Source organism: Lentzea sp. NPDC036955, assembly GCF_055608005.1.
Genome location: NZ_JBVJRC010000002.1, coordinates 235,044 through 258,118, shown reverse-complemented (window position 1 = coordinate 258,118; position 23,075 = coordinate 235,044). Strand labels below are relative to the sequence as shown.

Below are 23,075 nucleotides of genomic sequence, written 5' to 3'. Positions count from 1 at the left end.
GCAGGTGGCGCGCTGGCCCGCTCAGCGCCAGAACGACCGGCGGCGCTCCTTCGCCTCCTGCTGGGCGAACTGGCGCAGCAGTTCCCGCGCGCGGGCCCAGAGCCGGTCGACGTCACCGCCCGCGGTGAGCTCGTCCTGCAAGCGCCGCAACGGTTCGAACGCCTGCCCCTGCTCACCGGCGATCAACGTGCCGAGCCGGCTGGCGAGGTCGGCGAGCAGGTCGCGGCGTTCCCACTCCGGCAGACCGGTGGCCTGGTCCAGGCGGTCGGCTTCCAGCGCGGCGATCTCGCGCAGTTCGGCCGTGGCGTCCCGGGGCGGTGCCGGACGGGCCGAGCCGCGCAGGGTGGCCGAGATCCGGGCTCGGCCGCGGGTGGGCGGTGGCACCGGGGCGCCGGGCGGGACCGGGGCTCCAGGCGGCACCGGAGGGCTCTGCGGTGCTGGAGGTGCGGGCGGCTTCGGGGTGTCGGGCGGGGCGGGTGCGCCGGGCGGGACAGGGGCACCGGCCGGAGTCGGAACGCCGAGCGGGACGGGTGCCCCCGGCGGGATCGGGACGCCGTCCGGCGCGGGCGCGCCGGCCGACCTGGCGGGAGCGGCGGGCATCGGAGCGGCGGGCATCGGCGCGCCCGCCATCGGTGCGGCCAACGGGAACGGCGCCGGTCCGGCGAAGCCCACCGCCCCACCGCCATAACCACCGCCGTATCCGCCACCGGCGCGCGGCATGGGCGGCGGCGCGGGGTCCCAGCCCGACGGCAGCTCGACCGGCTGCACCACGCGGTGCACCTCGCCGTCGCCCACGACCCGTTCGTCCACCGCCACGAACGCGGTGAACCGGCACAGCACCCCGAACCGCAGCGAGGTCCGCACGATCTCCGCTTCCACGGCGCGCTCGCCGGTCGCGTAGCGGTCTTCGAGGTCGCGCAGCGCGGCACGGGCCCACTGCGACCGGACCGCGGGCTCGGTGTGCTCCAAGACGGGCACCGCCTCCTCCCAGGCGCCACCCTCGCGGGTGCGGCCGCGGACGGTGAACGACTCCGGCGCGGCACCCCGGTACCGGCCGAACGCCACCAGCGGCACGCCGGGGTAGATCGCGGTGGGCAGCTTCGGCAGGTCGGACGACGGTGTCACGACCACGTCGGTGACCACCGGCGCGCCGATGCGGCGCTGGATGTGCGTCATCGCCTCGTCGAGCCGGTCCTCGCTCTCGACGAGCTCGCACCGCCCGGCGCCGCGCGCGGCCAGGCGGCCGAGGAAGCCCGCGTTGACGGCGGAGTCGATGCCGACGGCGTGCACCCGCGTGCGGCCGAGGACCGGTGCGATGTCGCGCAGCAGCTGGTCCTCGTTGCCGACCTGGCCGTCCGTGACGAGCACGAGCACCGGGTCGCGGTCCGCCTCGGCCTGCGCGAGCAGGGTCAGCCCGTCGCGCACCGGCTGGAACATCTCGGTGCCGCCGCGCGCCTGCACCTTCGCCAGGTGCTCGACGGCGCGGAACCGGTGGCGGTCGGTGCCCGCGACGAGGCCGGTGCCGAGCTCGGCGGGGTGTTCCACGCGGTCGTCGAACGTGAGCACCGCGAACCTGTCGTCGGCCGTCAACGTGTCGACGATCCGCGCCGCCGCACGCCGTGCCGCGACCATCTTCCAGCCCGACATGCTGCCGGACCGGTCGAGCAGCAGCACGACGTCACGCGGCCGCACCGCCGCCCGCGGCTGCGGTGGCAGGACCGTGAGCTGGTAGGTGCCCTCCTCGCCGTCGGCGTCGGGCACGCACACCACCGCGGAGCTGTTGCCCGTGTAAGCCAGCCGCAGCACGAAGTCGCGGTCGACGCGTTCACCGGGAACGACCGTGACGGTGTTGCCCTCGGCGGTGACGGCGTGCAGGCTCGACCGCACCTCCCCGAGCTCCAGCCCGGCCGGGTCGACCTGCACGCTGATGCCCAGGCGCACCGGGTTCGGGAAGCCGGGCAGCAGCACCGGCGGCGTGATCCGGGAGGCGTCGGGCACGAGGTCGGTGTCCTGCGCGTGCCCGTCCCCGACCGACGGACCGTCGAGCGGCGCACCCGGCACGTACCGCGGCGCCACGACGAGCGGGAACCGGAACGTGGCCGCGCCGTCCTCGAACACCAGCGGCCCGACGACGCTCAGCTCGACGGTGACCCGTTCGCCCGCGGGGATGTTGCCCACCCGCATGGTGAACACGTCCGGCCGTTCCTCCTCCACGATGGACGCTCTTCGCCCCGCCGCGATCGCCTGGTCGTAGGCCTCGCGTGCCTGACCGCGCTCTTGCAGGTCGGCCACGACGGTCCGGTCGCCTGCGGTCATCTTCATGCCGGTGACGGCGGCGCGGTCGGGCAACGGGAAGACGTAGGTGGCTTCGAGTGCGGTGTCGTGCGTGTTCACGAACCCGGTCGTGAACACCACGCGGCCCAGGAGCCCGGTGACCACCGCCCGCACGTCGACGCTCTCCAACGGCAGGTTGCCGCGCTCGGTGAGCAGCGCGCCGACCCCCGCGTCCTCGGTCGTCCGGCCGACGCGGTCCACCTCGGCCGGCTGCAACGGGGTGACGGTGATGGTCATGGCGTTTCCCTTTCGTCGGTGAGCAGGCCGCGGGCGGCGAGCAGGTCGAGCAGTGGCCGCGCGGCGGCCGCGATGTCGGCGAGGTCGGCGGGGGTCGGGGTGCCGGGGGTGAGGAGGACGGCGCCGCCGGTGAGGGGGATGCCTGTGAGGAGTGCGGGTGGTGCCGGTGCGTCGGGCGGGGCAGGTGGGCCGGATCGGGCGGCGGGTTCGGGCGGGCTCGGGCGTGCGGGCGGTGCGGGTGGTGGAGCGGCACCCGCGGGCGGCACGGGCGCGGACGGCGGCACGGCACCCGCAGGCGGCGCGGGCGCGGACGGCGGCACGACACCCGCGGGCGGCGCAGCCAGCGGTGCGACCGCTGGCCAAGGCGTGCCCGCTGGCGGCGGCGGAGGCGTGGGCGGCGGTGCGGGCAGCGGCGGTGGCGCGGGTGGTGCCGGTGGTGCTGCCGGCGCGGCCCAGAACCGCGGCCGCACCTCCCCCGCCGGCGCGTCCTCCGCCACCTCCAGCAACCCGTCGGGCACGCGGGCGATCGCCAGCAGCGCCTGGTCGGTCGCACCGGCGAGCTCGGCCTGGATGTCGGCCAGCGTCCTCCCCTCCGACTGCAGCCTCTTGACCGACACCAGCTGGAGCAGGTGGCGCCGGTCGTACAGCGCGGTGCGGCCGCGCATCGCCGAGGGCCGGTCGACCAGCCCCGTCGTCGCGTACCAGCGGACCGCCCGCCGATCGGGCACGTCGCGGACCCGGCCGTTGGGCGCGCCCTGGTACTCCGCCGTCAGCGCGGCGGAGACACGTTCCAGCAGCTCGTCAAGCGTCCACACCCCATGATAGTGACACTGTCACGATGACAGTGTCAATGAAAAAACCTGATGAGGTCCACCCGGCGTGGCCGGGTAGGGTTCCGCGCGTCGCGCAACGGACGGAGACCCCTGGGTGAGCACGGAAGAGGCCAGCCTCAGCACCGGCCACGAGGCCGCATCGGGCCAGCTCAGGACCCGGAAGGCGCAGGTCCTGACCGCAGCCGTTCCCGCGCAGGTCGCGGACATCACCGCCCTGGTCAACCGCGTCTACGCCGAGGCGGAGGCCGGGTTGTGGCGCGACGGCGCCACCCGCACCAGCGAGACCGAGGTCGCGGGGCTCGTCGAGGCCGGACAGGTGGTGGTCGCGCTGCACGAGGACCGCGTGATCGGCGCGGTGCGGCTGCGGCAGCTCGACGACCGCACCGGCGAGTTCGGCATGCTCGTCGCCGCGCCGGAGGTGCGCGGCACCGGGCTCGGCCGCGACCTCGTCGCCCACGCCGAGGAGTGGGCGCGGGACGAGGGCCTCTCCCGCATGCAGCTGGAGCTCCTGGTGCCGCAGAACTGGCAGCACCCGGTGAAGGAGTTCCTGCGGAGCTGGTACACCCGCATGGGCTACGAGGTCGTGCACAGGGGTGACCTGGCCGACGACCACCCGCACCTGGTGCCGGAACTGGCCTGTCCGTGCGACTTCCTGGTCTTCCACCGGGAGCTCGTGCCGGGCACCTGAGGGCGCCCGGCACGATCCGCTCACACCACCGAGCAGGCCGCCCCGTTCAGCGTGAACGCGCCCGGCACCGAGTTGGACCCGGTCCACGTGCCGGTGAACCCGAGGCTCACCGACCCGCCGCCGGGGATCGCCGCGTTGTAGGAGGCGTTGGTCGCGGTCACCGCCGCACCGGACTGGGCGGCGACGGCGTTCCACATCTGGGTCACCGTCTGGCCGTTGCCGAACGTCCAGCGCAGCGCCCAGCCGTTCACGGCGGCCGTGCCGGTGTTCTGCACCTTCACCTCGCCCTGGAACCCGCTCTGCCACTGGCCGGTCACGCGGTACGCGACCGCGCACGAGCCGGTGGGCGCGGTGCCGGTGGTGAACGTCGTGACCGGCGACCGGGACGAACGGTTGCCGGCCGCGTCGAGGGCGTAGACCGCGACCGCGTAGGCCGTGGCGGGCGTGAGGCCGGTCAGCGTCGCCGACGGGCCGGTGGTGGACGTCAACGGGGACTCGGTGCCGTCGACGACGCGCACGACCTGGTAGGAGGTGACGCCGACCGCGTCGGTCGACGCCGCCCACGCCAGTGCCGCACCGGTTCCGGTGACGTCGGAGGCCGCGGGGGCGCCGGGGGTCGTGGGTGCCGTGGTGTCCTGGCCGCCGCCGCCGAACACCGCCGCCTCCCGCGAGGTCGCCGCGATCCCGCCCGCGCCGGTGAAGATCCGCTGGCCCCAGGCGGTGAGCCGGGAGGCGTCGAAGTCGGTGGCCATGTCGAGGTACTCGACGCCGCCGCCGTTGCCGCTCCACGACCAGCCGAGGTACCCCAGGCGCTGGGACTGGGTGTAGGAGAAGATCGTGTTCTCGTCCGGGTCGCCGTCGGAGTGGTTGTGGCCGAACTCCCCCACCACGATCGGCAGCCCGGCGGCCACGAAGCGGCCCAGGTAGTCGGTGATCTCGGCCGCCGTGTCGAACACGCCGTACATGTGGACGGAGAACACGGTGTTGCGCTGCGGGTCGGCGGCGAAGACCGACGCCGCGTTGTCCCTCATCGTGAACGACCAGTCCTGGCCCCAGTTCGGGGCGTCCACCATGATCGTGTGGGTGAAGCCGGCGGCGCGCAGCCGGCTGATCGCGGACTTCGTGTCGGCGGTCCAGCCGGAGGCACCGGTGTTGCCCCACGGCTCGTTGCCGATGTTGAGGATGACGTAGGCCTCCTGACCGGTCATCGCGCTCTGCACGCTGATCCAGTAGTCGACGGCCTTGGCGAGGCTCACGGCACCGCTCTGCTCGCCGTAGCCGGTGGTGTCGTGCACCTCCAGCACGCAGATGAGCCGGTTGGCCTTGCACTGGCCGATGACTTTCGCGACGTCGGCCGCGTCGTTGCGGGTCCACCGGTCGCCGCTGGAGAGCACGACGCGAACGGTGTTGGAGCGCAACGCCTTCAGGTCGGCGAGCGCCCGCGTGGTGCGCGAGGTGTACCAGGTGTGCGCGTGGTTCACCCCGCGCATGACGAACTCCGCGCCGGTGGCGTCGTACAGGCGGCCACCGCTGACGTGGAAGCCGGTGGCGGCCTGCGCGACCGCGGGTGTGGTGAGCAGGGACAGGCCGACGAGCACTGTGCTCATCAGCGACAACAGTCGTTTCACGGTGCGGTCCTCTCTTGCGGTCCGACTGGGAGCGCTCCCAGAAATGGGCGCGCCGAAACAACCCGTGCAGGGCGACGGGAGATCAGTGAGCGGCCGCCGAGCTGTCGCGCGGGACGAGCACGGCGGTGGGCGACCAGCGCGGGGCGACCGGGCCGCCGCCGATCAGCTCCAGCACCGACTCCGCGACCGAGACGCCGAACTGGTGCACGTCGACGCTCATCGTGGTGAGCGCGGGCGTCGCGAGCCGGCACAGCGTGGAGTCGTCCCAGGCGACCAGGCTCAGCTCGCCGGGCACCGCGACGCCCAGCTCCTTCGCGGTGGCCAGCCCGGCGACGGCCATCACGTCGTTGTCGTAGAGGATCGCGGTCGGCGGCTCCTGCCGGTTCAGCAGCGCCGCGGTCAGCTTGGCGCCCGCCTCCTCGGAGTAGTCGCCCTCCACGATCGTCGGGACCAGACCGGCCGCGCGGCAGCCGTCGACCAGCGCCGCCGTCCTGGCCGCGGTGTGCAGCAGGCCGGCGGGACCGGTGATCCGGGCGATCCGGGTGTGGCCGAGCGCGAGCAGGTGGGCGAGCACCTGCTCGATCGGGCCGGCGTCGTCGGTGCGCACGGCGGGTGCGGCGAGCTCCGGCGCCGGTTCGCCGACGACCACGGTCGGCAGCCCGATCTCCCGCAGCACGGCGGGTCTGGGGTCGACGACGGTCCGGTTCACCAGCAGCACGGCGTCGACCAGGCCACCGCTCGCCCACCGGCGGTAGGCGGTGATCTCGGCGTCGTGCGCGGGCACGACGTGCAGCAGCAACGACAGGTCGTGCGGCGTGAGGCGTTCCTCGATGCCCGCGATGAACTCCATGAAGAACGGCTCGGTGCCGAGCAGCCGGGCCGGGCGGGCGAGCACCAGCCCGACCGCACCCGAGGACGGGGTGCCCATCAGGCCCCCGCCCGGCCGAGGTCGTTGGCGCAGCGCAGCACCGCGGGACCGGTCAGCGCGTCCGGGTCGGGCAGCCGGACCGCGGTCCGCACCACGAACGAGCGCGTCTCCCCGGCGAGCATCGGCACCAGCATCTCCTCCACGACGGCGTCCGGGGCGACCCGGTCGGCCAGCAGCACCACGTCCCCGGCGTAGGAACGGGCGCGCACGTCGACACGGTATCCGCCCTCGACCGCCACCACCTCCGCGGTGAGCGGTGCCGGGTCGAGGTCGAGGTCCACGTCCTCGGCGAACGGCCGCACGACCCGTTCGGCGTCGGCGGTCGCCACGAGCACCTCCCGCACCGGATCTCCCGGCACCACAACGGAATCGGGCAGCTCGACCGCCGCGGCGGACCGGGCGGCGACGGCGAACGGCAGCGACACCTTCTCCAGCACCGCTCCCCCGACCGCCTGCCGCTCCACCCGCAGCTCACCGCTCCACGGCTCGTCGTGGTCGTTCACCACGACCAGCGCCGACCGGCCGTCGCGGGGCTGCACGGTGAGCAATCGCGGCGCGAACGCCCTCCGCAACGCGTACCAGAGCGGTTTGCGGCGCTCCCCGCTGTCGACCGCGGCCCACGACGTGGCGGGCCAGCAGTCGTTGAGCTGCCACACCAGCGCACCGGCCGTGCGCGGCCACCACGACCGGAAGTGCTCGATCCCGAACGCCACCGCGCGGGCCTGGTTGAGCTGCGTGGCCCAGTGCCAGTCCGCGAACTCCTGGGGCACCGGGAGGTGCGGTGCGAGACCGCGGTCCAGCTTGCCGTTGCCGTCCTCCGCCTTCTGGTGCGCGAGGAACGCGGGCGAGGTGGACGTCAGCGGTTCGTCGTGAACCCAGTGGGTCAGCGTCGTCCACGTCGGCGGTCCCTGGAAGCCGAACTCCGAGCAGAACCGCGGCACGTGGTCGCGGTAGCGGGTGTAGTCGACCCGGTTCCACACCTCCCACTCGTGCCGGGTGCCGTGGTCGGCGTCGTTGGGGTGGCGCTCACCGGGGCTGTGCGGGCTGCCGGGTGAGTAGTGCCGGGTCGGGTCGAGCTCGGCGACGACCGCGGGCAGCAGCTCGGTGTAGTAGCGCAGGCCCCAGGTCCGGCCGCCGAGCTGCTCCGGCCAGCCCCAGTCGGCGAAACCCCACTGGTTCTCGTTGTTGCCGTTCCACAGCGCGAGCGACGGGCGCCCGGCCAGCCGCGCGACCTGCTCGCGCGCCTCGGCCTCCACCTCGCTCCACAGCGGCTCCTCCTCCGGGTAGGCGCCGCAGGCGAACAGGAAGTCCTGCCACACCAGCACACCGCGCTCGTCGCAGACGTCGTAGAAGTCGTCGGACTCGTAGATGCCGCCACCCCAGACCCGCAGCATGTTCAGGTTCGCCTCGACGGCCTGGTCCACCCGGCGCGCGAGCCGGTCGCGGGTGACGCGGGTGAGGAAGTGGTCGTCGGGAATCCAGTTGGCGCCCTTGGCGAACACCCGCCGGCCGTTGACGACGAACGTGAACGGCGTGCCCACCTCGTCCGGTTCGACGTCCACGGTGACCGTACGGAACCCGACCCGGTGCTGCGCCCCGTCGAGGAGCCCGTCCGGGCCCAGCAGCGACACGGTCATGTCGTAGCGCGGCTGCTCGCCGTACCCGACCGGCCACCACAGCTCGGCGTCCGGCACCAGCGTGGTGACCACGCCCCGGTCGCCCTCGCAGTCCGCCTCGAACGTCTCGCCGTTCACCTCGACGCGCAGCCGCAGGGCCTTCGGTGCCGCGGGGTCCGCGTGCTCGACGTCGGCGTGTACCTCGACCCGGCCGGTGCCGTCGGCGTCGACCGTCACGAGTGGACGGACCGACGCCAGCCGCGCGGTGTGCCAGCGCTCCAGCCGCACCGGCTTCCAGATGCCCGCGGTCTGCAGGTCCGGTCCCCAGTCCCAGCCGAAGGAGCAGGCCATCTTGCGGATCATGTTGAACGGGTGCGGGTAGGCGTGGTCGCGCCGTCCCAGCCGGCCCTCCACCTCCTGCGCCCGCGTCAGCGCGGAGGAGAACGTCACCACCAGCTCGTTGGTGCCGTCGGCGAGGAACGGCCGCACGTCGAACCGGTGCGTGCGGTGCATGTTCGCGGCGGTGCCGACCAGGACGCCGTTGAGCTGCACAGCGGCGATCGTGTCGAGGCCCTCGAACACCAGGTCGGCGCGTTCGCCGGCGACGGCCGACGCCTCGAACTCGGTGTCGTAGCGCCATTCTGTGCGGTGCATCCACCGCAGCGACTCCTCGGCGCGGTCGAGGAACGGGTCCTCGATCAGCCCGGCGGCGAGCAGGTCGAGGTGCGTGCTGCCGGGCACGGCGGCCGGCACCCGCACGCCCCGCAACGAGTCGGGCGCGGGTCCCGCGACCACGCTCAGCTGCCACCCGTCGTGCAACGTCTGGCGCTCCATCATGTCCCCATTCCCCAGCGTCAGCCGGAAACCGGTGCCGCGTCGGCCCATTGCCCGGTGTGGTGGTCGTACGCCGCGGCCGCACCCGCCCGCGCCACGACGTCGCGGCGCACGTCGAGCACGCGGCCGCGGGCGTCGGGGTTCGGCGAGGCGGCGGCGAGCAGCTTCGTGTACGGGTGGTGGGCGTCGAGGATGACCGCGTCGGACGGTCCCCGTTCCACCACCCGGCCGCGGTGCAGCACGAGGATCTCGTCGGAGAAGTGCCGGGCCGTCGCGAGGTCGTGCGTGATGTAGAGGACGGCCAGCCGTTCCTCGTCCTGCAAGCGTGCCAGCAGCCTCAGGACGCCGAGCCGGATCGACACGTCGAGCATCGACACCGGTTCGTCGGCCACCACGACCTGAGCTCCCGGTGCGAGGGCGCGGGCGATCGCGACGCGTTGCCGCTGGCCGCCGGACAGCTCGTGCGGCCGGCGCCGGGCGAAGTCGCGCGGCAGGGTCACGCGGTCGAGCAGCTCCCGTGCCAGCTCCACCGCCTCGTCCTGGTCGCGGGCCTTGCCGTGCAGCAGCAGCGGGCGGGTCAGGTGGTGCTCGACGGTGTGGAACGGGTTGAGCGAGGCGAACGGGTCCTGGAACACCATCTGCACCCGGTTGCGGTACTCCCGGTCCGGCACCGGCGCGCCGGTCGGTCCGGTGACGGTGATGGTGCCGCCGCTGGGTTTCTCGAGCCGCGCGATCATCCGCGCGATCGTCGACTTGCCCGAGCCGGACTCGCCGACGAGCGCCACGGTGCGGCCGGGGTCGAGGGTGAACGAGACCCGGTCGACCGCGCGGAACGACGTGCGTCGCAGCCCGGTCCGCACCGGGAAGTCCTTCACGAGCTCGTCAGCGCGCAGGGTGGTCATCGCAGCGCCCCTTCCCGGCCGAACGCGCCGCGTTCGCCCTCCAGGCTCGGGAACGACCCGAGCAGCTCGCGGGTGTACGGGTGGGTGGCGGCCCGGTGGACCTGCTCGGCGGTGCCGTGCTCCACGACCCGGCCGCCCCGCATCACGGCCACCCGGTCGCTGATCTCCAGCAGCAGCGGCAGGTCGTGGGTGATCAGCACGACCGCGAACCCGAGCTCGTCGCGGAACCGCAGGATCTCCTGGAGGATGCCGCGCTGCACCACCACGTCGAGCGCCGTCGTCGGTTCGTCCATGATCATGACCTGCGGTTCGAGCAGCAGCGCCATCGCGATCATCACGCGCTGCCGCATGCCACCGGACAGCTCGTGCGCGAACGACCCCAGCCGGCGCGGGTCGACCCCGACCAGCTCCAGCACCTCGGCGCACCGCTGCCGCCGGTCCTCCCTCGCCATGGCGGGCCGGTGGGTGGTGAGCACGTCGTCGAGCTGCGCGCCGATGGTGGTCACCGGGTTCAGCGCGTTCATCGCGCCCTGGAACACCATGGACAGCTTGGTCCAGCGGAACGCCCGCAGCTCCTCCGGTCCCAGCGCCAGCACGTCCACGTCGGTGCCGTCGGCGTCGTGGAACACGACCGAGCCGGACGTCACCTGCGCGGGCGGGCGGTGCAGCCGGTTGACCGCGTGGGCCAGCGTGGTCTTGCCGCACCCGGACTCCCCCGCGATGCCGAGCACCTCGCCGCGCCGCAGCGTGAAAGACACGTCGTCCACCGCGGGCACCGGCTCGGCGCCCTGGTACACGACGGAGAGGTCCCGCACCGTCAGCACCGCGTCCGCGTCCGGCCGTTCGACGGCCTCGGCCCGCGGCACCACGGCGTCGGGCGCACGGCGCGGTTCGCTGCGCAGCTTCGGGTTGATGATCTCGTCGATGCTGAAGTTCACCAGCGCGAGCCCGCACCCGAACAACGCGATCACCAGCCCCGGCGGGACGAACCACCACCACGCGTCGAGTTGCAGCGCGAACCCGTTCTGCGCGTAGAACAGCATCGTGCCGAGCGTGAGCGAGTTCGACGCGCCCAGGCCGAGGAACGACAGCCCGGCCTCGCCGAGGATCGCCGCGATGACCGCGAACACGAACTGCGAGGCCACCAGCGGCAGCAGGTTCGGCAGGATCTCCACGGTGATCACCCGCCACGGCTTCTCGCCCGCGACCCGCGCCGCCGCCACGTAGTCGCGGTTGCGCACCGACAGCGTCTGCGCGCGCAGCACCCGTGCCGAGGCCGCCCAGCCGGTCAGCGCCAGCACCACCGCGATCGTCCACGCGCCGCGCTGGTCGGCCGGCACGAACCCGGCCACGACGATCACCAGCGGCAGGCCGGGGATCACCAGCACCACGTTGGAGAACAACGAGAACAGCTCGTCGGTGACACCGCCGGCGTACGCGCCGAGCACGCCGAAGAACGCGGACAGCGCGGTGGCGAGCACGCCCACCAGCAGCCCGATCCGCAACGACCCGCGGGTGGCGTGCGTGAGCTGGGCCAGCACGTCCTCCCCGGTCTGCGTGGTGCCCAGCAGGTGCTCGCCGCCGGGCGGGGTCAGGCCGATGTCGCGCACCGCGTTCGGGTCGCCGGTCAGCAACGGCCCCACCAGGCCGAACAACGTGATGACCGCGATCAGGCCGAGGCCGAAGCCGAGCTTCGGCGACCAGCGCGGCAACAGCGCGCCCCAGCCCGTGCCGGAGTTGCCCATGGTCTGCTCCTCTCAGCCGGTCGCGCGGGTGCGCGGGTCGACGATCGCGTGCAGCAGGTCGACCGCGAGGTTGGCCCCGAGCACCGCGGTGGTGATCACCAGGAAGATCCCCTGCATGAGCGCGTAGTCGTTGTTCTGCACCGCTTGCAGCAGCCGGCCGCCGATGCCGGGGTAGGAGAAGACCTGCTCGGTGACGATCGAGCCGGCCACTACGAACCCCAGCGAGATGGCGAACCCGGCCACCGACGGCAGCACGGCGTTGCGCGCGGCGTAGCGGATCATGACCCGGCTGTCGCGCAGTCCCTTGGCGCGGGCGGTGAGCACGTAGTCCTCGGACATCGCCGACACCATCATGTTGCGCATGCCCAGCAGCCAGCCGCCGACCGACGAGATCACGATCGTCAGCGCGGGCAGCGTGCCGTGGTAGAGCGCGGAGCCGATGAACTCGGCGTTCCAGCCCGGCGACAGGACCACGTCGTAGCCGCCGAGCAACGGGAACCAGCCCAGCGCCGACGACAGCAGTGCCACGAGCAGCAGTGCGAGCCAGAAGTACGGCACCGCGGCGAGGACGGTCGTCGAGGGCACCAGCGTGTCGAGCCAGGTGCCGCGCCGCCAGCCGACCACGGCACCGAGTGCGACGCCGAGCAGGAACGACACCAGCGTCGCGATGCCGACCAGCACGATCGTCCACCACAGCGACGCCGTGATCACCTCCGACACCGGCGCCGGGAACGCGCTGACCGAGACGCCGAGGTCGCCGCGGGCGAGGTTGCCCAGGTAGGAGAAGTACTCGCCGAGCACCGACCGGTCGCCGCCGGTGCCGAGCAGCAGCTCGTAGGAGCGGCGCACGGCCGGGTCGACCGAGCCGCCGCGCTGCTGCAGCCGGGCGATCAGCACGTCGACCGGGTTGCCCGGCATGAGCCGCGGGATCACGAAGTTCAGCGTCACCGCCGCCCACAGCGCGACCAGGTAGAAGGCGATCTTGCGCGCGTAGTACCGCATCAGCTGCCCGCGGGCTTGAGCTTCATGAGGACCTCGGAGCTCTCCGGCCGCGACCAGACGGCGGGGAACGCGTAGAGGTCGTCGGTGGTGGGCCAGCCGGTGAACTTCTTCGCGTTGTACTCGCTCGTCGTGCCGCCGGTGAGCACCGGGATGTACGGCATGACCTCCTCCACCCGCTGTTGGATCACGTCGAAGTGCGGCTTGCGGGCCGCGGCGTCCTCCGGGTTGATCCGCTTGAGCGCGGCGAGTGCGGCGTCGACCTGCGGGTCCTTCATGCGGCCGAAGTTCGGGTTCGCGGCCTGCCCGACCGGTGCGGTGGTGTAGCCGGCGAAGAAGTAGCTGAACGTGTAGTACGGGTCGGCCGCCGGGCCCTGGTAGACCGAGTCGATCAGCAGCTCGTACCCGCCCTGGCTGCGCGCGTCGGCCCACTCGTTCCACGACAGCTGCTGCGGCGTGACCTTGATGCCCGCCTGCTGGAGCTGCTGGGCCAGGGTGTTCACGGCGGTGATGTAGTCGGTCCACCCGGTCACCACCTTGACGGTGAGCGACAACGGCTTGCCGTCCTTGGCGTAGATGCCGTCGGCGCCCTTGCGGTACCCGGCGGCCTCCAGCAGCTGGGCCGCCTTCGCGGTGTCCGGGCTCATCGCAGCGGACTTCTCCTCGAGCGTGCCCGCGATGTACGGCTCGTCGCGCTGGAGCAGGGCGAACCCGGGCGAGATCGGGCTGCCGGTGTCCTGGAACGCGAGCGCGTTGAGCTGTGAGCGGTTCATGGCGTGGTGGATCGCCTTGCGCACGGCGGGGTCGGTCTGCGGGCCGGTGCAGCCGAGCTCGGCATTGGAGCAGGTGAACAGCGCGATCTGGTTCTGCGGCACGGTGACCGCGCGGTAGCCGGGGTAGGTCTTCTCGACGTTCTTGATGTCGGGCACCGGACCGGTCTGCCAGTCGACCTTGCCGGCCTTGAGCGCGTCGGCACCGCCCTGGTTGCCCGCGAGCGACAGGTAGCGGACCTTCTTCACCGCGGGCTCGCCGCCGTGGTAGCCGGGGTTGGCCTTGAGCGTGATCGCCTGCGGCTTGAACTCCTCCAACTGGAACGGCCCGGTGCCGACCGGGTTCTTCACCGGGTCGGTCGCCGGGGTGGCGAGGCCCTTCCAGAGGTGTTCGGGCACGATCCACAGCCGGCCGAGCACCTGCGGGCCCTCCATGAACGACGGCTCGTCGAACTTCACCACCACGTGGGTGTCGTCGACAGCGGTTGTCGTGCCCTTGAAGCCGGTCGAGTTCATCGTGCCGTTCTTGCGCACCATGTCGAAGGTGAAGACGACGTCGCGGGCGGTGAACTCCTTCCCGTCGGACCACTTCACGTCGTCGCGCAGGACGACCGACAGCTCGGTGCCGTCGGCGTTCCAGGAGAACTCCCTGCCCAGCCGGGGCCTGGGCTTGGCGTCGCGCTGCATGGCGTTGAAGAAGAACAGCGGCTCGAAGATGGTGCCGATGCCCTCGTTCGCCGTGGGCGAGTAGGGGTTGAAGTTGCCCTGGTAGTCACCGTTCTGGCCGGTGAAGGCGACCAGCGTGGCCGCGTCGGCCGAGCTCCCGCCGGACGGTCCGCAGGCGGTGGCCGTCAGGGCTAACGCCGCGACCGCGGCGGCGACGCGCAGGGACTTCGGGTTCATCGTGGATCCTCTCGCGGGCCTTCAGTGGGCTGGATCACACCAACGGAGAACATTCTTAAGTAACTTAAGAAAGTAAGTCAACATCTGCGCGTAGCACCGCCGTTACTCCGACGGCTAACCTTCGTGCGGCGAGAGGAGGCCCCGTGAGCGGCCCTGTCCGGGGCACCCCCCACGCGAGCAGCAAGGCAGCGGTGCTGGACGTCATCCGCGCCGCGGGCACGATCAGCCGCGTCGGCCTGATCAACGCCACCGGCCTCACCGGCGCCACGATCTCGACCGCCGTCCGCAAGCTCCTCGACGAGGGCTTGGTCGCCGAGACCGGCCACGCCGAGTCCACCGGCGGCAAGCGCAGGGTGCTGCTGCAGCTCAACCCGACGTCCCGGTTCGCGCTGGGCGTGCACCTCGACCACAGCGGCATCACCTACGTGCTCACCGACCTGGCCGGCGGCGTGGTCGCGCGGATCACCAAACCCGGCGCGGGCACCCGGGCACCGGCCGAGGTCGTCGACCGCATGGCGGCCGAGGCGAAGACCCTGATCGCGAGCGTCGGCGTCGACCACGACCGGGTCCTGGGCCTGGGTCTTGTCTCCCCCGGCCCGCTGGGCGCCAGGACCACGGCGGCCATCGCCCCGCCCGTGATGCGCCGCTGGGCGGGCTACCCGGTCGACCGCGAGCTCGCCGCCGCCGCGGGCCTGCCGGTGGTGGTCGACAACGACGCCACCGCCGCGGCACTGGGCGAGCACTGGTCGCGCGGCATGGGCAGCGCCTCCACCTCGGCCGCGCTCTACATGGGCACCGGCATCGGCGCCGGCCTGGTGATCGGCGGCATCACCTACCGCGGGACCAGCGGCAACGCCGGGGAGATCGGGCACGTGTGCCTGGACGTGGACGGGCCGGAGTGCTGGTGCGGCGCGCGGGGGTGCGTGGAGGTGCTCGCCGGGCCCGAGGCCGTGGTGGCCGCGGCGCGGGCCGATCGGGCCCTGGCGGAACGGATCGGGTTGACCGGCGATCCCGGCGCGGACGGCGACCGGACGCCGGCTTCTCCCGCAGCCGGCTTCGCGGCCGTCGGCCGTGCGGCCCGGCGTGGCGACCCCGCCGCCCTCGCCCTGCTCGAACGCTCCGCCCGCTACATCGCCGTGGCCGCACGGACGCTGGCCAACGTCATGGACGTCGAGTTCGTCGTGCTCACCGGCCCGAGCTTCGCCATCGCGGGCTCGGTGTACCTGCCGGTCGTGCGCGAGGAGCTGGCCAGGAGCTTCTACGCGCGCGGCGCGCACCCCGTGGACGTCCGCCTCTCCCACACCGCGGCCACCGCGCCCGCGATCGGCGCCGCGGCCATGGTGCTGCAGTCCGAGCTGGTGCCGTTGCACGCGCCCCAGCGACTGCCGGAGGACCTCGCAGAGCCGGGGCTCGTGACCGTCCGCCCCTGAGGGGCCGGGCAATTCACGCGACCGGTTGATTCCGTGCGAGTGCGCATAAGTTTCCGCGATTCATCTGCACGCAACTTCCGGTCTCACGAGCTGGGAATTCACCATTCGAAAAAGTGTTAACCGTTGCGCCATCCGAGTGGTCGGTCGTTTTGTCGGATTGCCCCGAGATAGAGCTGGATAACCAGCGATGCGTGACTGGGCGGTATTCGGGTTGATTCCTCGTCGGGACCGGAAAAGCGGCAGGGCGATGGACGGACTGGGGCTTCGGTGATGAACAGGACCTGGCACGACCTGATCCACGGCGACCACTGGCGGTCGGACGACCCGGTGTGGGTGGAGGACGACGAGGAACACAGCCGGCGCGAGGTCGACGCCCTCGCCGCCTCGGTCGAACGGGCGGTCCGAGCGCACGGCACAGCGCGGGTCGTGCTGATCCGCGCCGGCAGCAAGCTCGGTTTCTTCGCGGGCCAGCTCGGGGTGTGGCGGGCCGGGTGTGCCGCCGTCACCGACGACGGCACGCTGAGCCCGGACGAGCTCGACCGCGTGCGCCCCGGCCTGACGTTGTCGGTCCACGGCGACGTGACGGTGACCGCGAACACGGGCACCGCGGCACCGGACGGCGCGCTGCCGGAGGACATGGTGTCGGTCAACTTCACCTCCGGCAGCACGGGCAGCCGCAAGGCCGTCGCCGTGTCGAGGGGCAACCTGCTGGCGCTGTTCGCCTGCCGCGGCCTGCGGGTGCCGGTCGACCACCGGCTGACCGCGGGCAGCTTCGCCACCCCGGCGTTCGACGGCTGGTGGTTCGACACGTGGTGCGCGGTCGCCGCGGGCGGCAAGGTGGTGTGCCTGCCGGACGTCAACGAGGACGTGTTCGAGTGGCCGGACCTCGTGCGCCGGCACGGCGTCGACCGGCTGCTGCTGCCCGCCGCCGTGGTCGCCACGCTGCTCGACGTGCTGCCCGAGGCGATCGCCGGTGTGCCGTGGCTGTTCAGCGGCGGCGAGCAGTTCCACGTCTCGACCTACCGGCGCGCGAGGGAGGCCGGCCTCACGAGCCGGTTCGTCAACCTCTACGGGCCGACCGAGGCCACGTTCGCCACCCACCGGTACGTGCTGCCCGACCGCTTCGACCGCGACACCGTCCCGATCGGCCGGCCGCTCGACGGGTGCGTGGAGCGGTTGCAGGCCGCCGGCGACCGGCAGGAGCTGGTCGTGGAGGGCCCGTTCGTCTGCCTGGGCTACCTCGACCGGGGCGTGCTCGCGACCCGGTTCGACGGCCGGTACCGCACGGGTGACCTCGTGTGGACCGACGGCGGCGGCGACCTGGTCTTCGCCGGGCGCTCGGACAGCCGGATCAAGGTCAACGGGACGCGGGTCGACGCCGCCGCGCTGGAGCACGCGGTGGCCGGGCTGCCCGGTGTCACGGCCTGCCGGGTCGCCCAGCACGAACGGCACACGATCGCGTTCGTCCAGCTCGAACCCGGTGTGCCCGGCGACGAGGTGCGCGCCCCGGTCGAGGCACTGGTCCGCGGCTGCTCCGCGGCGATCGCCGTGGACCTCGTGGACAGCTTTCCGGTCAAGCCCGGCGGGAAGGTCGACACCGCCGCGCTGCTGGGCCGCCACCTGCGCACAACGGGAGTCTGAATGAGTGAGATCACGACCGCCATGATCGTCGAGTGCGTGCGGACGATTTCGAACAAGGACATAGCGGCGGACACCGACATCTTCGCGGCCGGGTTCGACTCGCTGGCCGTGCTGCGGTGCCGGGCGCTGCTCAAGGAGCAGACCGGGGTCAAGGTGCCCGGACACGTCTTCTTCGGCGGGCGCACCCCCGCGGGGATCGCCGACCTGATCGGAGCCGGCGATGCTGGTCGTTGAGAACAGCCCGCTCTACTCGGCCGACTTCTTCGCCGAGGACGACCCGTGGGCATACCTGGCCGACTTGCGGGAGAACAACCCCGTGTCCCGCCACCGCCGCTCCGACGGCTACGAGTTCTACGCGCTGACGCGCTACGACGACGTGTACGCGGCCTACGTCGACCACGACCGCCTGAGCTCGGCCTACGGCACGATGATCGACGGCTCGTACCGGCCGGAGAAGGACTCGGCGTCGGGCCGCATGCTGATCGTCGCGGACGAGCCCGCGCACGGCGCGCTCAAGAGGCCGATCAAGACCAGCGGGTTCAGCAGGGAGATGGTCGCGCGGATCGGCGAGACGGTCCGCCGCAACGTCCGCGAGGTGTTCGGCTCGCTGTCCGTCGGCGACCGGGTCGACTTCACGACGGTCGTCGCGCCCGAACTGCCCAAGGGCGTGCTGGAGATCCTCTTCGGCATCGGCCGGCAGGACGCGGCCTCGTTGCTGGAGGCCACCCGGATCATGATCGGCTACCGCGACCAGGCCTACACCGGCACCGCACCGCTCGACGCGCTGGTCGACGCGCAGATCGAGGTGCTCGACTTCATGAACGAGCTGGTGGACAAGCGCATCGCCGACGGCGCGGCCGACGACATGATCGGCGTGCTCGCGCAGCTCGTCGCGTCCGGGGAGATGCCGCGCGACGTCGCGCTGCTCAACGGGTTGAACGTCGCCGTGGGCGGCAACGAGACGACCCCGCACACCGCCAGCCTGACCATCGACACGATCAACCGCGAGCCCGCGCAGTGGGCCAGGGTCACCGCCGGAGAGGTGTCCTCCGCTGTCGCCACCGCCGAGCTCCTGCGCTGGACCTCGACGAACAGCTACGTGCAACGCCTCGCGGTGCAGGACTTCCCCGTCGGTGACGAGGTCGTTCCCGAGGGCAGCTTCGTGACGCTGTGGAACATGTCGGCCAACCGGGACCGGGCCGTCTTCGACCGCCCGGACGAGTTCCTGGTCGACCGCCAGGACAACCGGCAGATCGCGTTCGGCGCGGGCGTGCACCGCTGCATCGGTGCTCCCGTGGCGACGCTGGAGGTCCAGATGTTCGTCGAGGAGCTGGCCGCGTGGGACAAGGCGTTCGCCGTGGTCGCCCCGCCGCAGCGGCTGCGGTCGAACTTCATGCTGGGCCTCACCGAGCTGCAGGTCGAGGTCGTCGAGGCGGGGAAGCCGGGCGCATGATCGCGTCGTTCCCCGCCGCCGGCGCCGGTCGCGGGCTGCGCTGGCTGTCCGGCGCGGACCACGTCGCGTGCGGCAACGCGGCGGGGGTCGGCGAGCTGCTGTCGGGCCGGTGGGAGCACGACACGGTCGCCGAGGTCGTGCGGGCGGCCCGGGAGTCCGCCGCGGAGCACGTCGTGCTGGTCGGGCACAGCATGGGCGGGCTGTCCGCACTCCGGTTGCGCGGTGCGCTGCGCTCCGCGCTGGGGGTGCCCGTGGGGGTGCTGCTGGTGAACACGCCGTACCCGGACGCCGCCGGCCGCATCCCGACGATGTCGCACTCGACGGACGCCGAGATAGCGGACGTGCTGGCCGCCGACGGATTTCCGCCGGACGTTCTCGAGGACCCGGAATTGCTGGCCGAGATCGCCGCCGGTGTCCGCGCCGATGCCGAGGTCGCCGACCGGCTCGCCGAATGGGTGAACCAGGAAGCGGACATCGACCAATTGCACGTGGTGGCGACCCGTGGCGACAATTTCATCGGAACGGAGATGTGTGCCCGCTGGCGTGATCGGGTATCAGGTCAATTCCGCCTCGTCGAGGCCGAAGGGGGTCACATGCTTGACGGAACCCCGCCGGAGGTGCTCCGCGAGGCGGTCGATTCGGTCGTGTCGGCGTTGAGGAACCCCTGAATGAGCGAGCTCCGCAAGTCGACGGGCGTCTTCGTCGGCACCTTCGTGGCGCTGTCCACGATCCTGGGCGCGGGCATGATGGTGCTGCCCGGCACGAGCTACTACCAGCTCGGCCTGTCGGCGTGGATGCCGTGGGCGGTCGCGGCGTTGTCGGTGGTGCCGCTGCTGTACTGCTACGCCTGGCTGGGCCGGCGGTACCCGGCCGCGTCCGGTGTCGCCCACTACGCCGAGGTCGCGCTCGGCCGGTCGACCGGCCGCACCTCCGGCATGCTCGCCACGTTCGCGCTGGTCACCGGCATTCCCGCGACCGCGATCACCGGTGGTCGCTACCTCGCCGAGTTCTCCGGCGCCGCCGCGCTGAACTGGGCGTTCCCCGTGGTCGTGCTCGCGGCCGCGACCGCCGTGGCGCTGCTGGGCGCGAACGTCTCCGGCCGGCTGCAGGTCACCCTGCTGCTGGCGTTGTTCGCCCTCGTCGTGGTCACGGCGGTGATCGCGATCGGCTCGCACGGCCCGGCCGTCCCGAGCACGCGCCTCCCGGAGTTCTCCGCGCTCGGCACCGCGCTCACCGCGGTCTACGTGGCGTTCACCGGCTGGGAGACGGTCGCCTTCACGTTCGAGGAGCACAAGAGCTCGGACGCGATCCCGCGCATCTTCGTCACCTCCTACCTCGTCGTGGTGGCGCTGTACGCGTTGCTGCTGCTGGGGATCTTCGCCGTGGTCGACTCCGGCGACCCGGCGCTGAACTCGGCACCGCTGCTGCTCCTCGCCGAACGGGCGCTCGGCGGCGTCGGCCGGCCGATGACGCTGCTGCTGGTGATCGTCACGATCACGGCGAACGTCTGCGCCTCGGTGCTCGCCCTGTCCCGTCTGGTGTTCGGCATGGCCCGCAGCGGCTACCTGCCCGCCGCGCTGAGCCGGGTGCGGACCCGTGACGCGAACCCGGTGACCTCCGTGGTCGTGGTCGGGCTGGTGCTGACCGTGATCGCGGTGCTCGGCGCACTGGGACTGGTGTCGTTCGAGGCGCTCTTCGTGGTGTCGGGCGGGATCTACTTCGTGCTCTACGGCGTGGGCGCGGCGGCGTTCGCCAAGCTGGCGGACGGGGTGCGCGCGCGTGTCGTCACGGCGTTGTGCGGGGTGACCGTGCTGCTCGTGACGCTGCTCGCGGGACCGCCGATGTGGCTGTGCTGGGTGCTGTTCACGGTGGTGCTGCTGGGCACCTCCCTGGTCGACCGCCGCAGGCGGGCGAGGGCGAGCGCGACCTCCGGCTGACCGGACCACTCCCGTCACGCCAGGGCGGTGCGGCACACCTCGACGGGATCGCGGACCTCGTGCACACCCGCCGCCGCCAAGGCCGCCGCGGCGGCGAACGACGGATCGTCCAGCACGCGCGTGACGGCTGCCCGCAGCGAGTCCACGGTGGACGGCCGCACGAGCACTCCGCTGCCCTGCCGCGCGACCCGGTTCGCCATCTCCCACTGGTCACCGCCGCCGGGCACCACGACCACCGGAACGGCCGCCCGCAGCGCCTTGACCAGCATCCCGTGCCCGCCACCGCAGACCAGGACCGCCGCGTCGCGCAGCAGCTCGTCCTGCCGTCCCGGCCCTGACCTGGCCCAGTCCGGCAACGTCCCGGGCGGCGGCGCGAACGTGGACACCACGGCCCGCACGCCCAGGCCGTCCAGCGCCGCCAGCGTCATCTCGGCCATGCCGGCCGCCCCGGTCCACGCCGTCGACGGAGCGATCAGGACGAGCGGCGCGGTGCCCGGTGGCGGGGTCATCAGCTCCCGGCTCGCCTCCCACAGCAGCGGCCCGACCACGTGCGCGTCGGTCGGCCAGTCCGGTCGCGACACCTCCAACGCGGGCAACGTCGCGACCAGCCGTGCGACCGGGCCCGCTCCCCTGCCGCTCAGCCCGACCCGCCGCCGTGCCGCGACCAGCTGCCGTTCGCCCTGTCTCAGCGAACGAGCGGTCAGCGCGCGCAGCACCGCGTCCCGCAGCTTCCCGCGTACCCCGACCCCGGCCGCCAGTCCGCTGCCCATCGGCGGCAGGTGCTTCGACGGCGCGTAGAGCGGGTGCGGCGACAGCTGCACCCACGGGACGCCTGCCCGTTCCGCGGCCATGCCCGCACCCAGCGCCAGGACGTCGCACACGACCAGGTCAGGCTCCAACTCGGCGAGCTGGGGCCCGAGCGCGAGGGCCAGCTCCGCCGCCTGGTCGTGCAACGCCTTCCCGAGGTCGGCCTCGTCGCGCAGGTCGCGCAACGCCAGCCCGGTGACCCGCGCGGCCGGCACGCCCTCCCGCACCGCCGCGTCCACCCAACGGTCGCCGGTCAGCAAGACCGGGGCGTCCCCGGCCTCCCTGAACCGCAGGCACAACGCGATCGCCGGAACGACATGCCCCGGATCGCCACCGGAAACGACAACCACCCGCACGCACCCAGTTGACCACGCCCCCTGCTGCCCAGGCATCTGCAAGTACCACCAACCCTTGATCAAACCGCCGCTGACCACCACCAACCGCTTCGCCGCACGCCGAAGCGCGCGTCCGGCCGCGGGCCGCCCCCGAGGCAGTCGGCAGTAGAAAAGTGCTGGGTGATCTTGAGTTGGTGGTACTTGCAGATGCGGGAGCAGCAGGGGTCAGAGGGCGAGTGACTCGATTGCCGCGGCTGCCAGTGGGGCCGCCGTCTGGGCGTACCGGGTGGCGAGCTTGCGGAACAGCTGCTCCGCCGCGATCGCCGGCCAGTCGTGCGCCAGCAGCTCCGCAGGCAGGTGCGGGTCCTGCCGCACGAGGTCGAGCCAGTCGCCGTGCAGCACCAGCTGCCGGGCCAGGTCGTCGGGCAACGTGTCGTCCGGCGTGCGCCACCGGGCCAGGAAGTCCTGGTAACGCGCGGCGATCGCGGCCATGTCGAAGGCGCGCGCGGCCAGGTCGGCGGCCTCCGTCGGCTTGGCGTGCTGGGCGGTGAACACGGTGATGTGGTCGGCCAGGCCCAGGCCCGCGACGATCTCGGTCACGTCGTGGGTGCCCGGCGTGATCCACAGGCCGTTCTGCACCGGGCCGAAGCCCGCCCACTGCAGCTGCGTGCGCAGGTCGTGGCGGGTGGAGCGGCGGCCCTCCGGCAGGGAGAACCCGACGAGCGTCCAGGTGCCGTCCCAGTCCCTGTTCACGGCGCCGCGCTGCCAGATGCGGCGCTCACCGTCGTGCAGCACGTCGTTCGCGCGCGGGGTGAGTCCGAAGTAGACCTTGCGGCCGTTGCGGTGCTTGGTGAGCAGGCCGCGGGAGGTCATCCGGGTCAGCGTCGACCGCACGGCCTCCTCGGAGACGTCCACGCGCGCGAAGACGTCGATCACGCTGCCCGAGTAGACCGCGATGTCCCGGCCCAGCACGTACAGGCCGAGGAAGTTGAGCAGCAAGGACTGGGGCGTCACGCTGCTCACGATACATGTTGGGCAACATCTAGACGAGCGTC

Annotated in this window: 18 protein-coding genes; 7 read left to right on the top strand and 11 right to left on the bottom strand. The window is 72.5% G+C overall.

All coding sequences use genetic code 11. The annotated features are described in order from the left end of the window. Positions 1 to 21 precede the first annotated feature (21 nt). Complete coding sequence (locus ACZ7CF_RS06230; protein ID WP_470369022.1) at positions 22 to 2,571, bottom strand: VIT domain-containing protein; 2,550 nt, start codon at positions 2,569 to 2,571, stop codon at positions 22 to 24. Then, positions 2,568 to 3,386 (bottom strand): MerR family transcriptional regulator, encoded by an 819-nt coding sequence (locus ACZ7CF_RS06225; RefSeq protein ID WP_470369021.1) that lies wholly within the window; start codon positions 3,384 to 3,386, stop codon positions 2,568 to 2,570. The genes ACZ7CF_RS06230 and ACZ7CF_RS06225 overlap by 4 nt, the downstream gene beginning before the upstream one ends. A gap of 112 nt (positions 3,387 to 3,498) precedes the next feature. On the opposite strand from ACZ7CF_RS06225, the gene ACZ7CF_RS06220 reads away from it, so the two are divergent. Next, positions 3,499 to 4,092 (top strand): GNAT family N-acetyltransferase, encoded by a 594-nt coding sequence (locus tag ACZ7CF_RS06220; protein ID WP_470369020.1) that lies wholly within the window; start codon positions 3,499 to 3,501, stop codon positions 4,090 to 4,092. Between the two features lie 20 nt (positions 4,093 to 4,112). On the opposite strand, the gene ACZ7CF_RS06215 is transcribed toward ACZ7CF_RS06220, so the two are convergent. The 7 genes from ACZ7CF_RS06215 to ACZ7CF_RS06185 form a co-directional block, all read right to left on the bottom strand. Further along, positions 4,113 to 5,720: a cellulase family glycosylhydrolase gene (locus ACZ7CF_RS06215; protein ID WP_470369019.1), complete on the bottom strand. Its 1,608-nt coding sequence runs from the start codon at positions 5,718 to 5,720 to the stop codon at positions 4,113 to 4,115. 82 nt (positions 5,721 to 5,802) lie between these two features. Beyond that, positions 5,803 to 6,648, bottom strand: a complete 846-nt coding sequence (locus ACZ7CF_RS06210) for a LacI family DNA-binding transcriptional regulator (protein ID WP_470369018.1) — start codon at positions 6,646 to 6,648, stop codon at positions 5,803 to 5,805. Beyond that, positions 6,648 to 9,101 carry a glycoside hydrolase family 2 protein gene (locus tag ACZ7CF_RS06205; RefSeq protein WP_470369017.1) on the bottom strand — a complete coding sequence of 818 codons (2,454 nt, stop codon included), beginning with the start codon at positions 9,099 to 9,101 and terminating at the stop codon, positions 6,648 to 6,650. Before ACZ7CF_RS06205 ends, ACZ7CF_RS06210 begins: the two co-directional genes overlap by 1 nt. Before the next feature lie 17 nt (positions 9,102 to 9,118). Next, a complete protein-coding gene (locus tag ACZ7CF_RS06200; RefSeq protein ID WP_470369016.1) occupies positions 9,119 to 10,000 on the bottom strand; it encodes an ABC transporter ATP-binding protein in 882 nt (293 codons plus the stop codon). Then, positions 9,997 to 11,745, bottom strand: a complete 1,749-nt coding sequence (locus ACZ7CF_RS06195; RefSeq protein WP_470369015.1) for a dipeptide/oligopeptide/nickel ABC transporter permease/ATP-binding protein — start codon at positions 11,743 to 11,745, stop codon at positions 9,997 to 9,999. Before ACZ7CF_RS06195 ends, ACZ7CF_RS06200 begins: the two co-directional genes overlap by 4 nt. Before the next feature lie 12 nt (positions 11,746 to 11,757). Continuing rightward, positions 11,758 to 12,747 (bottom strand): ABC transporter permease, encoded by a 990-nt coding sequence (locus ACZ7CF_RS06190; RefSeq protein ID WP_360384343.1) that lies wholly within the window; start codon positions 12,745 to 12,747, stop codon positions 11,758 to 11,760. After that, on the bottom strand, positions 12,747 to 14,417 hold the full coding sequence (locus ACZ7CF_RS06185; RefSeq protein WP_470369014.1) for an ABC transporter substrate-binding protein: 1,671 nt from the start codon (positions 14,415 to 14,417) through the stop codon (positions 12,747 to 12,749). Before ACZ7CF_RS06185 ends, ACZ7CF_RS06190 begins: the two co-directional genes overlap by 1 nt. A 143-nt stretch (positions 14,418 to 14,560) precedes the next feature. Between ACZ7CF_RS06185 and ACZ7CF_RS06180 the strand changes: the two genes are divergently transcribed. The 6 genes from ACZ7CF_RS06180 (at position 14,561) to ACZ7CF_RS06155 (ending at position 20,878) form a co-directional block, all read left to right on the top strand. Beyond that, positions 14,561 to 15,847: an ROK family transcriptional regulator gene (locus ACZ7CF_RS06180; protein WP_470369013.1), complete on the top strand. Its 1,287-nt coding sequence runs from the start codon at positions 14,561 to 14,563 to the stop codon at positions 15,845 to 15,847. Positions 15,848 to 16,117: 270 nt separating this feature from the next. Beyond that, positions 16,118 to 17,488 carry an AMP-binding protein gene (locus ACZ7CF_RS06175; protein WP_470369012.1) on the top strand — a complete coding sequence of 457 codons (1,371 nt, stop codon included), beginning with the start codon at positions 16,118 to 16,120 and terminating at the stop codon, positions 17,486 to 17,488. Continuing rightward, positions 17,489 to 17,722, top strand: coding sequence for an acyl carrier protein (locus tag ACZ7CF_RS06170; protein ID WP_360384351.1), 234 nt, complete (start codon positions 17,489 to 17,491; stop codon positions 17,720 to 17,722). Beyond that, the gene (locus ACZ7CF_RS06165; RefSeq protein WP_360384353.1) at positions 17,709 to 18,941 is read left to right on the top strand and encodes a cytochrome P450; all 1,233 of its coding nucleotides are present in this window, start codon (positions 17,709 to 17,711) and stop codon (positions 18,939 to 18,941) included. Before ACZ7CF_RS06170 ends, ACZ7CF_RS06165 begins: the two co-directional genes overlap by 14 nt. Beyond that, positions 18,938 to 19,609, top strand: a complete 672-nt coding sequence (locus ACZ7CF_RS06160) for a thioesterase II family protein (RefSeq protein WP_470369011.1) — start codon at positions 18,938 to 18,940, stop codon at positions 19,607 to 19,609. Before ACZ7CF_RS06165 ends, ACZ7CF_RS06160 begins: the two co-directional genes overlap by 4 nt. Next, positions 19,610 to 20,878: an APC family permease gene (locus ACZ7CF_RS06155; protein ID WP_470369010.1), complete on the top strand. Its 1,269-nt coding sequence runs from the start codon at positions 19,610 to 19,612 to the stop codon at positions 20,876 to 20,878. A gap of 14 nt (positions 20,879 to 20,892) precedes the next feature. Here the strand turns inward: ACZ7CF_RS06155 and ACZ7CF_RS06150 are convergent, their stop codons facing one another. Next, positions 20,893 to 22,035, bottom strand: a complete 1,143-nt coding sequence (locus ACZ7CF_RS06150; protein WP_470369009.1) for a glycosyltransferase — start codon at positions 22,033 to 22,035, stop codon at positions 20,893 to 20,895. Between the two features lie 210 nt (positions 22,036 to 22,245). Beyond that, entirely contained in the window at positions 22,246 to 23,034 is a 789-nt protein-coding gene (locus tag ACZ7CF_RS06145; protein WP_360384361.1) for a PaaX family transcriptional regulator, read from the bottom strand. Between the last annotated feature and the right edge of the window lie 41 nt (positions 23,035 to 23,075).

Excerpts from the sequence above, each read along its gene's own strand:
- ACZ7CF_RS06230 (WP_470369022.1), bottom strand. The coding sequence starts at position 2,571 with ATGACCATCACCGTCACCCCGTTGCAGCCGGCCGAGGTGGACCGCGTC.
- ACZ7CF_RS06165 (WP_360384353.1), top strand. The coding sequence starts at position 17,709 with ATGCTGGTCGTTGAGAACAGCCCGCTCTACTCGGCCGACTTCTTCGCC.
- ACZ7CF_RS06170 (WP_360384351.1), top strand. The coding sequence starts at position 17,489 with ATGAGTGAGATCACGACCGCCATGATCGTCGAGTGCGTGCGGACGATT.
- ACZ7CF_RS06205 (WP_470369017.1), bottom strand. The coding sequence starts at position 9,101 with ATGATGGAGCGCCAGACGTTGCACGACGGGTGGCAGCTGAGCGTGGTC.
- ACZ7CF_RS06210 (WP_470369018.1), bottom strand. The coding sequence starts at position 6,648 with ATGGGCACCCCGTCCTCGGGTGCGGTCGGGCTGGTGCTCGCCCGCCCG.
- ACZ7CF_RS06185 (WP_470369014.1), bottom strand. The coding sequence starts at position 14,417 with ATGAACCCGAAGTCCCTGCGCGTCGCCGCCGCGGTCGCGGCGTTAGCC.
- ACZ7CF_RS06160 (WP_470369011.1), top strand. The coding sequence starts at position 18,938 with ATGATCGCGTCGTTCCCCGCCGCCGGCGCCGGTCGCGGGCTGCGCTGG.
- ACZ7CF_RS06175 (WP_470369012.1), top strand. The coding sequence starts at position 16,118 with ATGAACAGGACCTGGCACGACCTGATCCACGGCGACCACTGGCGGTCG.
- ACZ7CF_RS06200 (WP_470369016.1), bottom strand. The coding sequence starts at position 10,000 with ATGACCACCCTGCGCGCTGACGAGCTCGTGAAGGACTTCCCGGTGCGG.
- ACZ7CF_RS06190 (WP_360384343.1), bottom strand. The coding sequence starts at position 12,747 with ATGCGGTACTACGCGCGCAAGATCGCCTTCTACCTGGTCGCGCTGTGG.
- ACZ7CF_RS06195 (WP_470369015.1), bottom strand. The coding sequence starts at position 11,745 with ATGGGCAACTCCGGCACGGGCTGGGGCGCGCTGTTGCCGCGCTGGTCG.
- ACZ7CF_RS06155 (WP_470369010.1), top strand. The coding sequence starts at position 19,610 with ATGAGCGAGCTCCGCAAGTCGACGGGCGTCTTCGTCGGCACCTTCGTG.